12 protein-coding genes and 1 pseudogene are annotated in these 11,510 nt (G+C 61.1%); 1 reads left to right on the top strand and 12 read right to left on the bottom strand.

What is annotated here, in order from left to right; genetic code table 11:
- Positions 1-77: 77 nt before the first annotated feature.
- Positions 78-521 (bottom strand): annotated as a pseudogene (locus PG887_RS04085) (MFS transporter); the annotation flags it as partial.
- Between the two features lie 164 nt (positions 522-685).
- On the opposite strand from PG887_RS04085, the gene PG887_RS04080 reads away from it, so the two are divergent.
- Complete coding sequence (locus tag PG887_RS04080; RefSeq protein WP_270821223.1) at positions 686-1,312, top strand: HAD family hydrolase; 627 nt, start codon at positions 686-688, stop codon at positions 1,310-1,312.
- A gap of 39 nt (positions 1,313-1,351) precedes the next feature.
- On the opposite strand, the gene PG887_RS04075 is transcribed toward PG887_RS04080, so the two are convergent.
- The 11 genes from PG887_RS04075 to PG887_RS04025 form a co-directional block, all read right to left on the bottom strand.
- Positions 1,352-1,603 (bottom strand): hypothetical protein, encoded by a 252-nt coding sequence (locus tag PG887_RS04075; RefSeq protein ID WP_010673837.1) that lies wholly within the window; start codon positions 1,601-1,603, stop codon positions 1,352-1,354.
- Positions 1,604-1,784: 181 nt separating this feature from the next.
- Positions 1,785-2,582, bottom strand: a complete 798-nt coding sequence (locus PG887_RS04070; RefSeq protein ID WP_270821222.1) for a DUF1338 domain-containing protein — start codon at positions 2,580-2,582, stop codon at positions 1,785-1,787.
- A gap of 69 nt (positions 2,583-2,651) precedes the next feature.
- Positions 2,652-4,121 carry a succinylglutamate-semialdehyde dehydrogenase gene (gene astD / locus PG887_RS04065; RefSeq protein WP_270821221.1) on the bottom strand — a complete coding sequence of 490 codons (1,470 nt, stop codon included), beginning with the start codon at positions 4,119-4,121 and terminating at the stop codon, positions 2,652-2,654.
- 67 nt (positions 4,122-4,188) lie between these two features.
- Positions 4,189-5,208: an arginine N-succinyltransferase gene (astA, locus tag PG887_RS04060; RefSeq protein ID WP_010673834.1), complete on the bottom strand. Its 1,020-nt coding sequence runs from the start codon at positions 5,206-5,208 to the stop codon at positions 4,189-4,191.
- A gap of 75 nt (positions 5,209-5,283) precedes the next feature.
- On the bottom strand, positions 5,284-6,501 hold the full coding sequence (locus PG887_RS04055) for an aspartate aminotransferase family protein (protein ID WP_039039586.1): 1,218 nt from the start codon (positions 6,499-6,501) through the stop codon (positions 5,284-5,286).
- A 278-nt stretch (positions 6,502-6,779) separates the two neighbouring features.
- Positions 6,780-7,361, bottom strand: a complete 582-nt coding sequence (locus PG887_RS04050) for an aminodeoxychorismate synthase component II (RefSeq protein WP_143237209.1) — start codon at positions 7,359-7,361, stop codon at positions 6,780-6,782.
- A gap of 321 nt (positions 7,362-7,682) precedes the next feature.
- Complete coding sequence (locus PG887_RS04045) at positions 7,683-7,898, bottom strand: hypothetical protein (protein WP_010673831.1); 216 nt, start codon at positions 7,896-7,898, stop codon at positions 7,683-7,685.
- Positions 7,899-8,017: 119 nt separating this feature from the next.
- Complete coding sequence (trpS, locus tag PG887_RS04040) at positions 8,018-9,022, bottom strand: tryptophan--tRNA ligase (RefSeq protein WP_010673830.1); 1,005 nt, start codon at positions 9,020-9,022, stop codon at positions 8,018-8,020.
- A 39-nt stretch (positions 9,023-9,061) separates the two neighbouring features.
- The gene (locus PG887_RS04035; protein WP_270821220.1) at positions 9,062-9,727 is read right to left on the bottom strand and encodes a phosphoglycolate phosphatase; all 666 of its coding nucleotides are present in this window, start codon (positions 9,725-9,727) and stop codon (positions 9,062-9,064) included.
- Positions 9,714-10,388: a ribulose-phosphate 3-epimerase gene (gene rpe / locus PG887_RS04030; protein WP_128271843.1), complete on the bottom strand. Its 675-nt coding sequence runs from the start codon at positions 10,386-10,388 to the stop codon at positions 9,714-9,716. Before rpe ends, PG887_RS04035 begins: the two co-directional genes overlap by 14 nt.
- Positions 10,389-10,578: 190 nt before the next feature.
- Entirely contained in the window at positions 10,579-11,451 is an 873-nt protein-coding gene (locus tag PG887_RS04025) for a Dam family site-specific DNA-(adenine-N6)-methyltransferase (RefSeq protein ID WP_029314124.1), read from the bottom strand.
- Positions 11,452-11,510: the final 59 nt, after the last annotated feature.

Genomic DNA, 11,510 nt, shown 5'->3' with positions numbered 1-11,510 from the left:
TCCGGAACCAGTGATTGGTTCCGGATTGTCCTACAGCAGAAGGATCGGTCAATGGATCCTTAACTGATCAGCATTGCACCGAGCAGCGGGCCTGCGATGCTGGAGACCGCATAGACCGCCGAGATATACCCCTGATACTTGCCCACCTCCCGTGGCGGAATACAGTCGGCGATGACGGTGAAGGCGAGCGCGATCAGCCCCCCGCCCCCCAACCCTCGCAGCACGCGGGCGGCCAGCAGGGTCGGCAGATCCTGGGCCAGGGCGCAGGCCACGGATCCAGCCAGAAACAGGCCGATACCGATGTTGAGCATGCGTACTCGGCCGAACATGTCGCTCAACTTGCCATAGATGGGCAGGGCCGCAGTGGCCGCCAGTAGATAGGCGGTCACGACCCAGGTGAGGGCGGCACCGGCGTTCAGCTCAACCCCTATGATGGGCAAGGGCGTGGTGACGATGCTCTTTTCCAGTGAGCCCAGGGCGATCACCAGGGCCACGCTCGAGAAGACGGTTTTGGGGGACATAGGCAGGCTCGCTCATGTGAGATATCGGCACAGGGGGTGCAAGACACATTATTGTCTCATAAATCATTAGCCGATGGTCAAAACCACTGCCAACCATGATGAAGGTCGCGACATCTGCGCGCCGGATCTGCTAGGGTAAGTCTTTGCCGAAGAGGACGCCCCCCATGCCCCACTCATCCCCCTGCGATCATCACCAGAGTGAACAGCCCCGATTCGACGAGTACGACGCCCTGATCTTCGACATGGATGGCCCCCTGGTGGACTCCATGCCTCTGCACCTGGATGCCTGGGAAATCACCAGTGCCGAGTTCGGCCTGCCGTTTGATCGGGCACAGCTCAACGAGTACGGCGGCATCCCCACCCGCAAGATAGTGACCATGCTGGCAGAGCAGCACGGGATGACCATCGACGTGGAAGCCTTTGCCCGGCGCAAGGTCGCCCTCTACCTGGCACGGATCGACGACGTCCGGGTGTTTCCCGCCATGTGGGAGCTGGTCAGGCAGTACCACGGCAAGGTGCCCATGGGCATAGGCACCGGCTCAACCCGGGAACATGCTGCGTACATCCTGCGTCAGACCGGGCTCGATGCCTTCATCTCCGTGCTGGTGAGTGCCGATGATGTGGTCAATCACAAGCCCCACCCGGACACCTTCCTGAAAGTGGCCGAACAGCTCGGCGCCAACCCGGCCAACTGCCTGGTGTTTGAAGACACCCGGATAGGCATTCAGGCGGGCAAGGCCGCCGGCATGACCACCTTGCTGGCCACCGAAGGGACGCTGCAACGGGTGTGAGCGGTGCGGGCCCATCCTAACCGACGGGCCCGCACCAGCTTACTCGGCCTCATTCTCCCCCTCCTTCCCACCTGCCGGTACCGGGCCGTCCGGCCGCTCAAATCCCAGATCTGACATGCAGTTGTCAAATTCCGACTCCCCCGGTTTGCCATGCTCCTTGCAGTTCTCAAACGCCGCTTTCATCTCGACCGACAGCTCGTGCGGAGGCTTGGGCGGGGTACGGCTGCCCTGATCGCCCGCTGCGGCGGTCAGAGTAGTGAGGGAAAACAGCAAAGGCAGAACAATCTTCATGGCATGACTCCAAAACGGGTGGCATACACCGGCACGGTGCGGCGATGGCCCACGGCAGCGGGCGGCATCATGCTAGCGAATCGCCGCGAACTGATGGGTCAAGGGGAGGTAAAGAGGGTGTCAGGTCGGCGTAAATCCATAAAAAAACGCCCCAGGCGGGGCGTTGTTTTCATGGCGGCCATTACATGGCGTTGGTGGATTCGAAGATCTTGTCGGCCGACGCTTCGACGAAGCCAGGGTAGAGCACGCCGTCGGCCTGCGGGTAGCGCAGGGCAAACTCGTAGAAGCAGCTCGGGATGGTGCGCACGCCGTCGCTGAAGGGCACCTCGGCCTTGTCTGCCATGGTGGAGGATTGCTCCAGCATCACCTCGGGATCGCCCTTCACCTCGCCGCCAACGGTGTTGAGCACGAAGCCTGCCGCCTTGAGCGCCGCATTCACCTGCTGGATGGTGTCGAAGTCCTTCAGGCGGTTGATGTTGACGGTGAAGTGGTTGGCACGATAACCCCAGGCGGCCATCCAGGCGGCATACTCGCTCTCTGCCAGCAGGGTCTGGTAGTCGGTGTGAGAGACCTGCCAGGGCACGCCGGCGTAGAGGAAAGCCGGGGTGTCGGTGAGGTGATCGGGTACCTGATCCACCAGCTTGTGGATGATGGCCTGGGCACCTTCGGAGAGCTCTTCCACCTTCAGCTCGCTGATGAACACCTTGGGCGCATCAGGATCTTTATGCTCGAAGTGTTTGGCATAGAGCTTCTTGGCCTTGAACACATACTCGCCCTTCTCTTCGTACCCCAGGGCACGGAAATGGGCCGCCAGTTTCTCGAGACCGAGCTTGGGCAGGTTGTAGGTCCGAAACGCCACGTGATCGTTGATGATGGGGGCACCGCCGCCCAGCAGTTGATGAACCTTGTGAGCACTGGGGGTGACCTGAATGTAGTTGTCCCACAGATGGCCAAACAGGGTGTCGATATCCTTTTGCATCTCTCTTTCCTTTGATTGCGGGTACAGACAGGGGCACCTGTTCAGTGCCCCTCTTTTATTTTCTTGATATCAGAAGGTCAGACCGGGAGACAGCTGATCCGGCATAGCAGCCTTGCTGTCTTCGACGGAGGCGACCGGGTAAGCACAGTAGTCGGCGGCGTAGTAGGCGCTCGCCCTGTGGTTGCCGGAGGCACCGATGCCGCCGAAGGGGGCGGCACTGGAGGCGCCGGTGATGGGCTTGTTCCAGTTGACGATACCGGCACGGATCCGCTTGAAGAAGTGGTTCCAGTCCGCTTCGTTGTCACCGAGCAGACCGGCCGAGAGACCGAAACTGGTGGCGTTCGCCTTCTCGATGGCCACATCGAAGTCGTCGTAGCGAATGAGCTGCAGCAGCGGGCCGAAGTACTCTTCATCCGGCAGCGCGCTGACCGCGGTCACGTCTATGATGCCCGGGGAGACAAAGCCGGTGCCCACTTCCAGGTGCTTGAGGGCAAGCAGGCTTTCACCACCTAGGCGCTGCAGGTTGGCTTGCGCCTCGACCATGCCGAGTGCGGCCTTCTCGCTGATCATGGCGCCCATGAACGGCTGCTCGGCGGCGTCATAGAGGCCGACCTTGATCTGGCCGACCACCTCCACCAGGCGCTTGACCAGGGCATCGCCCCGCTCGCCGCGCTCGACAAACAGACGGCGCGAGCAGGTGCAACGCTGGCCGGAGGTAATGAAGGCGGACTGCACGATGGCATGGACGGCGCCGTCGATGTCGCTCACATCTTTCACGATCAGCGGGTTGTTGCCACCCATCTCCAGTGCCAGGATCTTGCCCGGCTGGCCGGCAAACTGCTGATGCAGGAAGTGGCCGGTACGGGAGGAGCCGGTGAAGAAGAGGCCGTCGATGTCCGGGTTGCCGGCCAGCGCCTTGCCGGTGTCGACCTCCCCCTGCACCAGGTTGAGCACCCCCTTGGGCAGCCCCGCCTCCTGCCACACCTTGACCATGGCTTCAGCCACCATGGGGGTCAGCTCGGAAGGCTTGAACACGACCGCATTGCCGGCGATGAGCGCCGGCACAATGTGGGCGTTGGGCAGGTGGCCCGGGAAGTTGTAGGGGCCGAACACGGCCACGACGCCATGGGGCTTGTGGCGCACGAACGCCTTGGCGCCCGGCATGGGGTTTTCCACCGTGCCGGTACGCTCGTCATGGGCGCGGATGGAGATGGCAATCTTGCCCTGCATGGCCGCCACTTCGGTGCGGGTCTCCCACAGCGGCTTGCCGGTTTCACGGGCGATGGTCAGGGCCAGCGCCTCCTTGTGCTCGCCGAGCAGGTCGGCATAGCGGCGCACGATGGCAAGGCGCTCTTCAAGGGCCAGATCGGACCAATGGTAGAAGGCCGTGCGGGCCGCCTTGACGGCCGCATCCACCTGGGACTGGCTTGCCGCCTCACCACGCCAGATCACCTCGTTTTTGGCCGGGTCGATGGATTCGAACGGCTTGCCTTCACCGGCCAGCCACTGGCCATCGATAAACTGGACTAAAGACATCATCAATTCACTCCCTGTGGGTACGCAGGCCGCTTCGGCAGCCTGTCTCAATGCTGTGCTGCGGGGCGGGTCAATCCAGATCGACGACGCGCACCATGTCGCCATTTTCCACCTTGAGGGCGGCCGCCATCTTGGGCGGAATGATGGCTTCGTGCTTGTCCAGATCGACCCGGATGTTGCCGTAGCAGGCGCGGTATTGCTCGAACCTGGCGTTGCAGATGAGGTAGGTATGGCCGCCGATGGGCTCACCCACCAGCACCGCCAGCTTCTGGCTGCGGCGCACGCTGCGAATGTTCTTCACCTCGCATTCGACGGTGGGGCCGGCGTCGAAGATATCGACATAACCGCGATTCACGAACCCCTCATCCTGCAGCATCTTGAGGGCAGGCCGGGTCTTTTCGTGGGTCTTGCCGATGACGGCGCGCGCCTCGTTGCTCAGCAGATTGACGTAGATGGGGTACTTGGGCATCAGCTCGGCGATGAAGCGCTTCTTGCCGATGCCGGTGAGATAGTCGACGGTGGGAAAATCCATCGAGAAGAAATGTTTTTGCAGCCACTCGTAGAAGGGGCTGTGGCCGTTGCCATCGGAGACACCACGCATCTCGGCAAAGACGGTACTGTCAAACAGCTCGGGGTGTTCGGCCATGAACAGGAAACGGTGCTTGGAGAGCAGACGGCCGTTGAGCCCCTCGCGGGCGCATTCACGCAGAAACAGGGTGCAGAGCTCGGAATTGCCGGTGTAGTCGTTGGAGAGGGTGAGGGTTTCCACGACATTGTAGATGCCGAGCTTGGGAGAGGAGTGCACCACCTTGCCGATGTGATAGTTGTAGAACGCCTGGGACAGGCCGACCGCCGCGTCGATGGCGCAGGTACCGACCATCTCACCGGTCTCCAGATCCTCGGCCACGAAGAAATAGAGGCACTCGCCCTTGCCGGCGGGCTTGTCCAGGAAGGTCTGGGTCGAGGCATCGATCTTGCGTTGCAGCAGCTCGTCGTTGACCGGCAAGGATGTCATGCCGGTGCCGGATTCGATGGCACAGGTCTTGAGGCCGGCGAAGTCGCGCTGCTCGATAGGACGGATAACCAACATAAATGACAACTCCCTTTCATTGACGACAGGTGGGGTCCCGGCTCCTGCCGGGAGGGCTCCCCACCTCAATTTGGATCAGGCGTTGACCACCTGAGCGACAGCTTTCTCGAACCGGGCCAGCCCTTCCTTGATGTCCGCTTCCGGGATCACCAGGGAGGGAGCAAAACGCACCACGTTGGTACCGGCAACCAGCGCCATCAGACCCTGATCGATGGAGGCCAGCAGGAAGTCGCGGGAGCGGCCCTTGAAGTCATCGTTGAGCACGGCGCCCAGCAGCAGGCCCTTGCCGCGCACTTCGCTGAAGCAGTGGTACTTGGCGTTGATGGCTTCCAGCCCTTCGCGGAACAGCTGCTCGCGCTGCTTGATGCCGCTCAGCACTGCCGGGGTGTTGACCACGTCAATCACCGCCTCGGCCACGGCACACGCCAGCGGGTTGCCGCCGTAGGTGGAGCCGTGAGTGCCCACTTTCAGGTGGGAGGCGATCTCGGTGGTGGTCAGCATGGCCCCGATGGGGAAGCCGCCGCCCAGCGCCTTGGCGCTGGTGAGGATGTCCGGGGTGATGCCCAGGCCCATATAGGCAAACAGCTCGCCGGTTCGACCGACACCGGATTGCACCTCGTCATAAACCAGCAGGGCGTTGTGCTTGTCGCACAACTCGCGCACACCCTTGGCAAACTCGTCGGTGGGGCTGATGATGCCACCCTCGCCCTGCAGCGGCTCCATCACCACGGCGCAGGTGTTGTCGGAGATGACGGCAGCCAGCTCCTCCAGGTTGTTGTAGGCGACGTGGGTGATGTCGGCAGGCTTGGGACCGAAGCCATCGGAGTAGGCAGCCTGGCCGCCGACGCTGACGGTAAAGAAGGTACGGCCGTGGAAGCCCTGGTGGAAGGCGATGATCTGGGTCTTGTGGGCTCCGAACTTCTCGATGGCGTAGCGGCGGGCCAGCTTGAGGGCCGCTTCGTTTGCTTCGGCACCGGAGTTGCAAAAATAGACCTTCTCGGCGAAGGTGGCGGCGACCAGTTTCTTGGCCAGGCGCAGGGCCGGCTCGTTGGTCATCACGTTGGAGAGGTGCCACAGCTTCTCACCCTGGGATTTCAGGGCCTCGACCAGTTTGGGATGGCAATGGCCCAGGCCATTGACCGCGATCCCGCCCGCGAAATCCACATACTCGCGGCCTTCCTGATCCCAGACACGTGACCCCTCGCCGCGCACCGGGATGATTTTGGCCGGCGCATAGTTGGGAACCATCACTTCATCAAACACTTCACGTGTCACTGCCAACAACTCTGACATATTGCTCTCCTGCTATCTCGCGGCAGAATAATCCACCGCCCAAAAGTTAAATCCGTGTAAACGTGGCGGAATTATCACAGAAAAAAAGTAAAAAGTCTGTAACTTAACCGCCTATAAGGAACAATGTTCGATTGCCTTTGAGATTTTAGGCAACCGCATTGCATAACGGCTCAGGGGGTGTTGGCAAGAGATAATTTGGACAGGGAGGAGGGTGAATAAAGTCTCAGTGAAATTTTTTTTTGCCTCATGACGGTTTTGAGACAGACATCGCAATTTTTTCAGGAAACGGCCAAAAAGTTGGCCAGCAACTGGTGCCCCTGTTCGCTCAGAATACTCTCCGGATGGAACTGCACTCCCTCCAGCGCCAGCGTTTTATGCCGCAGCCCCATGATCTCGTCCTGGCTGCCGTCGGCATGTTCGCTCCAGGCGGTGACCTCGAAACAGTCGGGCAGCGACGCCGCCTCCACCACCAGTGAATGATAGCGGGTCACCCGCAGCGGGTTGTTGAGCCCCTTGAACACCCCCTCCCCTTTGTGACGGATGAGAGATGTCTTGCCGTGCATCACCTGACGGGCACGCACCACCCGGGCACCAAAGGCCTGTGCCAGCGACTGATGGCCGAGACAGACGCCGAGGATGGGGATCTCGCCGGCAAAACGGGAGATGGCGGCCAAAGAGATGCCCGCCTCGTTTGGCGTGCAGGGGCCGGGAGAGATCACCAGATAGCGGGGTGCAAGCAGGGCTATCTCCTCCAGGCTCAGCTCATCGTTGCGCCTGACCACCACCTCTTGCCCCAGGGCGCCGAAGTATTGCACCAGGTTCCAGGTAAAGGAGTCGTAGTTGTCGATGAGTAGCAGCATGCAAACACCCTGGGAATAAGACAGAGACGGTGATCGGACAACCCGTTGCGAGGACGGGCAGACAAACGCCGCGCATTCTGGCATGTCTCTTTGCGTTAATAAACCGGCGATCACCTCACCTGCTGTGCAGTCTGTCCGCTCTTCAATGGCGATCCGGGCCTGTCGACCCCACCCGGCGGTGGGCCTGTCCCCGACCGGGCAGCATCAGCCGCTCCATGTCAGGATGGCAAGGTAAAAGAGACGGGAGGCGACCGGGAAAAGAGCACAGGACGTGACAGGCAGATGGGAAGGAGTCACCTTGGCAAGGGCTGGCAACGGACCTCAGCGGTCCAGATAGCGGCCCTGTTCCAGTTCCCGTTCCCGCTGGCACTCGGCCAGATAGATGGCAGCCGCGATGGCCGGGGTCTTGTGGTGCTTGTCGATGGCGTTGGAGACCATCAACTGCAAGGTATTGAGGCTCTTGGCCTTGCGAAACTTGCGCAGCCAGTGACCCTTGTCACCCAACTCTTCACTCAGGGTTTGTGATTCGACAGACATGCGTTCTCTTGGGGCAAAGCCCGTGTTTGACATTGGGGAGGTTGCGACAAACCGGAAGGTGTAAAACAAAGAAAGCCAGGCATCCACCCAGCTCTCTTCTACTACACCTTCCCAGTATGTCAGGCTCGAGGAACGAAGCCGACGACATCATATACGCTGATCAGGGTTTTTTCAGCCCTTTCACGCGCCTTTTGTGCGCCAGCCGCCAAAATGGCCTGCAGATGGGCCTCATCCTGACGCAGCTCGCGGAAGCGCGCCTGGATGGGTTCCAGCAAGGCGACCACGGCATCGGCCGTTTCACTCTTGAGGTGGCCGTACATCTTGCCTTCGAAGTGCTGCTCCAGCTCCGGGATAGAGCGGCCGGTCACACCGGACATCAGGGTCAGCAGATTGGAGACCCCCGGCTTGTTTTCGGGATCAAAACGCACCACGGCCGGCTCGTCGGAGTCGGTCATCGCCCGCTTGATCTTCTTGACGATCTGCTTGGGATCTTCCAGCAAGCCGATGAAGTTGGCCTCGTTGTCGTCGGACTTGGACATCTTCTTGGTCGGGTCCTGCAGGCTCATCACCCGGGCCCCTTCGGTCGGAATGAAGGGTTCCGGCAGGGTGAAGACTTCGCCATAGAGGTTGTTGAAGCGGGTGCAAATGTCGCGGGTCAGCTCCAGATGCTGCTTCTGGTCATTGCCAACCGGCACCTGATTGGCCTGATAAAGCAGAATGTCGGCCGCCATCAGCACCGGATAACCGAACAGGCCGACGTTGACGTTGTTCTCGAAACGGGCGGACTTGTCCTTGAACTGGGTCATGCGCGACAGCTCGCCCATCTGGGTGTAGCAGTTCAGGATCCAGCCGAGCTCGGCGTGCTGGGGCACGTGGGACTGGATGAAGACGGTGCTCTTGGCCGGGTCGATGCCCACCGCCAGATAGAGGGCGGCTGCGTCGAGGCACGCCTTGCGCAAGGCGGCCGGATCCTGGCGGGTGGTGATGGCGTGCAGATCGACGATGCAATAGAGGCAGTCGAAGTCATCCTGCATGCTGACCCACTGACGCAGGGCGCCCATGTAGTTGCCGATGGTCAGCTGGCCCGAGGGTTGGGCACCGCTCAATACGATTGGTTTAGTCATCAGAGTAGTAATCCTTGTTATCCGCCAGCCCGATCTGTATCAGACCAGCAGGGCGTCGAGTTCGGCAAACTGCTCGCAAACCCAGTCGGGGCGGGAGTCTGCGATAGGGCGGCCATAGTTGTAGCCATAGGTGAGCCCCACCACCTTCATGCCGGCGGCCTGGGCGGCCAGCACGTCATTTTCGGAATCCCCCACCATCAGGGTGCGGGACGGGCTGACACCCAGCTCGTGGCAGGCGTGCAACAGCGGCTCCGGGCTCGGTTTCTTGACGGGTACGCAGTTGCCCCCGAGCCAGAGTGCGAAACAGTCGCTGATGCCGAGGGCCTCCAGAATGGGCTGCACGAAGTGACTCGGTTTGTTGGTCACCACGGCCTGCTGGTAACCCAGCCCCTGCAGACGGCGCAGGCTCCGGGCCACTCCGTCATACATGGCCAGGCCTTCCAGCAGACAGGCCTGATAGTGACGGTCGAACAGGGGACGGGCCTTGGCAAACTGCTCCGGGGCGTCGCGGTAATCGAGAGCCCGCTGGATCAGCTTGTCGGCGCCGTTGCCGACCCAGGTACGCACCACGGACTCGTCGGCCTCGGCCAACCCCAGCTCCGCCAAGGTACGGTTGACCGCCAGCGCCAGTTGCGGGGCGCTGTCAATCAGCGTGCCATCCAGATCGAACAGCACCAGGTCAAAGGGGCGATCAGTGACGGACATGGGCAAGCTCCGCGCGCATCTGGTCGATCACCGCCTTGTAATCCGGCTTGCCGAAGATGGCAGAGCCCGCCACGAACATGTCGGCACCCGCCTCGGCAATCTCGCGAATGTTGTCGACCTTGACCCCGCCATCGATTTCCAGGCGAATGTCGCGGCCGCTCTCGTCGATCAGGCGGCGCACCTGGCGCAGCTTGTCGAGGGTGCCGGGGATGAAGCTCTGACCGCCAAAGCCCGGATTGACCGACATCAGCAGGATCACGTCCAGCTTGTCCATCACGTACTCCAGGCAGGTGAGCGGGGTCGCGGGGTTCAGCACCAGACCGGCCTGGCAACCCTGCTCCTTGATGAGGCCCAGGGTGCGATCCACGTGATCGGAGGCTTCCGGGTGGAAGGTGATCAAGCTGGCACCGGCCTTGGCAAAATCAGGCACGATGCGATCCACCGGCTTGACCATCAGGTGCACGTCGATGAGCGCTTCGATGCCGTAATCGCGCAGCGCCTGACAGACCATGGGGCCTATGGTCAGGTTGGGGACATAATGGTTGTCCATCACATCGAAATGGACCACGTCGGCCCCGGCGGCCAGCACCTTGGCCACATCCTCACCCAGACGGGCAAAGTCGGCGGAGAGGATAGAGGGGGCAATCAGAAAGTCTTTCATCAGCGTCATCCATTGGCAGCGTGGCAGAAAAAACGGCGCAATTTTATCGCAAAAGGGCGATGAAAACGACCCGCATCTACAGAACACGCCGCTCCGGCACCATGGCTGGCACACGATGCCAGGCGCGGCTCACGGAATACCAGCGGCAGCATCAGAAATGACAACGGCCCCCTCAGGGACCGTTGTTCACTCAGCCGACGGCAACCAGCTCCGCCTCACCGGGATAATAGCCCTGTTCGGGCTCGATGCCGGGCGGATAGAGCGCCAGCAGCTCGGCCACCTTGTTGCGACCACCGCCGTTACGGCTGATGGTACGCTTGACCAGGATTTCGTCGAGCCGGGCGCCGCGATAGAGTTCGCGGGTCAACTCGATGTCATGGTTGCTGATGAGCACGGGCACCCCTTTATGGGCGGCGGTGTGGCGAGCCAGCCTGGCCAGCAGCGCCTGATCGTCCAGGGTGAAACCGCCTGCCGAATAGGTGGTAAAACTCGCCGTGGTGGAGAGGGGGGCATAGGGCGGATCGCAGTAGATCACCCAGTCTTCCTCTGCACGGGCCATGGCGTCGGCATAGCTTTCGCAGATGAACGTCGCCTTCTGCGCCTTCTCGGCAAACGCCCACAGCTCTTTCTCCGGGAAGTAGGGCTTCTTGTAGGAACCGAAGGGAACGTTGAATCCCCCCTTCTTGTTGTAACGGCACAAGCCGTTGAAACCATGGCGATTCAAAAACAGGAACAACTGAGCCCGTTCAAAACCGGCCGCGGTCTGGTTGAACTGGGTACGGAGCCGATAATAGGCGGTCTTGTGGTTGTGCTCGGCCACGAACAGCTTGCGGGCCTCGCTGATGAAGCTGTCCGGCTGCTGCTTGAGGTGGTTGTAGAGGCCAATGAGATCCGGATTGATGTCGTTGAGCACATAGGCGTCGTAATCCGTGTTGAGAAACACGGATCCCGCCCCGACGAAGGGCTCCAGCAACACACGCCCGGCCGGCAAACGCTCGGCGATCTCTTCGACCAGGGAGTATTTTCCCCCGGCCCATTTTAAAAACGCGCGTGTTTTTTTCATGGAAGTCCGGTGTTGACAAGGCTATGCCCAAAAAAGGGGGTGATTCTACCCCCTTCATC

The organism is Aeromonas sp. QDB14, from assembly GCF_027707845.1.
Lineage (GTDB): Bacteria > Pseudomonadota > Gammaproteobacteria > Enterobacterales > Aeromonadaceae > Aeromonas > Aeromonas caviae.
The sequence above is the reverse complement of the archived record's forward strand: the minus strand, read 5'-3'. Positions and strand labels throughout refer to the sequence as shown.

Excerpts from the sequence above, each read along its gene's own strand:
- PG887_RS04045 (WP_010673831.1), bottom strand. The coding sequence starts at position 7,898 with ATGTCTGTCGAATCACAAACCCTGAGTGAAGAGTTGGGTGACAAGGGT.
- rpe (WP_128271843.1), bottom strand. The coding sequence starts at position 10,388 with ATGAAAGACTTTCTGATTGCCCCCTCTATCCTCTCCGCCGACTTTGCC.
- PG887_RS04035 (WP_270821220.1), bottom strand. The coding sequence starts at position 9,727 with ATGTCCGTCACTGATCGCCCCTTTGACCTGGTGCTGTTCGATCTGGAT.
- PG887_RS04050 (WP_143237209.1), bottom strand. The coding sequence starts at position 7,361 with ATGCTGCTACTCATCGACAACTACGACTCCTTTACCTGGAACCTGGTG.
- PG887_RS04055 (WP_039039586.1), bottom strand. The coding sequence starts at position 6,501 with ATGTCAGAGTTGTTGGCAGTGACACGTGAAGTGTTTGATGAAGTGATG.
- astA (WP_010673834.1), bottom strand. The coding sequence starts at position 5,208 with ATGTTGGTTATCCGTCCTATCGAGCAGCGCGACTTCGCCGGCCTCAAG.
- PG887_RS04075 (WP_010673837.1), bottom strand. The coding sequence starts at position 1,603 with ATGAAGATTGTTCTGCCTTTGCTGTTTTCCCTCACTACTCTGACCGCC.
- trpS (WP_010673830.1), bottom strand. The coding sequence starts at position 9,022 with ATGACTAAACCAATCGTATTGAGCGGTGCCCAACCCTCGGGCCAGCTG.
- PG887_RS04025 (WP_029314124.1), bottom strand. The coding sequence starts at position 11,451 with ATGAAAAAAACACGCGCGTTTTTAAAATGGGCCGGGGGAAAATACTCC.
- PG887_RS04080 (WP_270821223.1), top strand. The coding sequence starts at position 686 with ATGCCCCACTCATCCCCCTGCGATCATCACCAGAGTGAACAGCCCCGA.
- astD (WP_270821221.1), bottom strand. The coding sequence starts at position 4,121 with ATGATGTCTTTAGTCCAGTTTATCGATGGCCAGTGGCTGGCCGGTGAA.
- PG887_RS04070 (WP_270821222.1), bottom strand. The coding sequence starts at position 2,582 with ATGCAAAAGGATATCGACACCCTGTTTGGCCATCTGTGGGACAACTAC.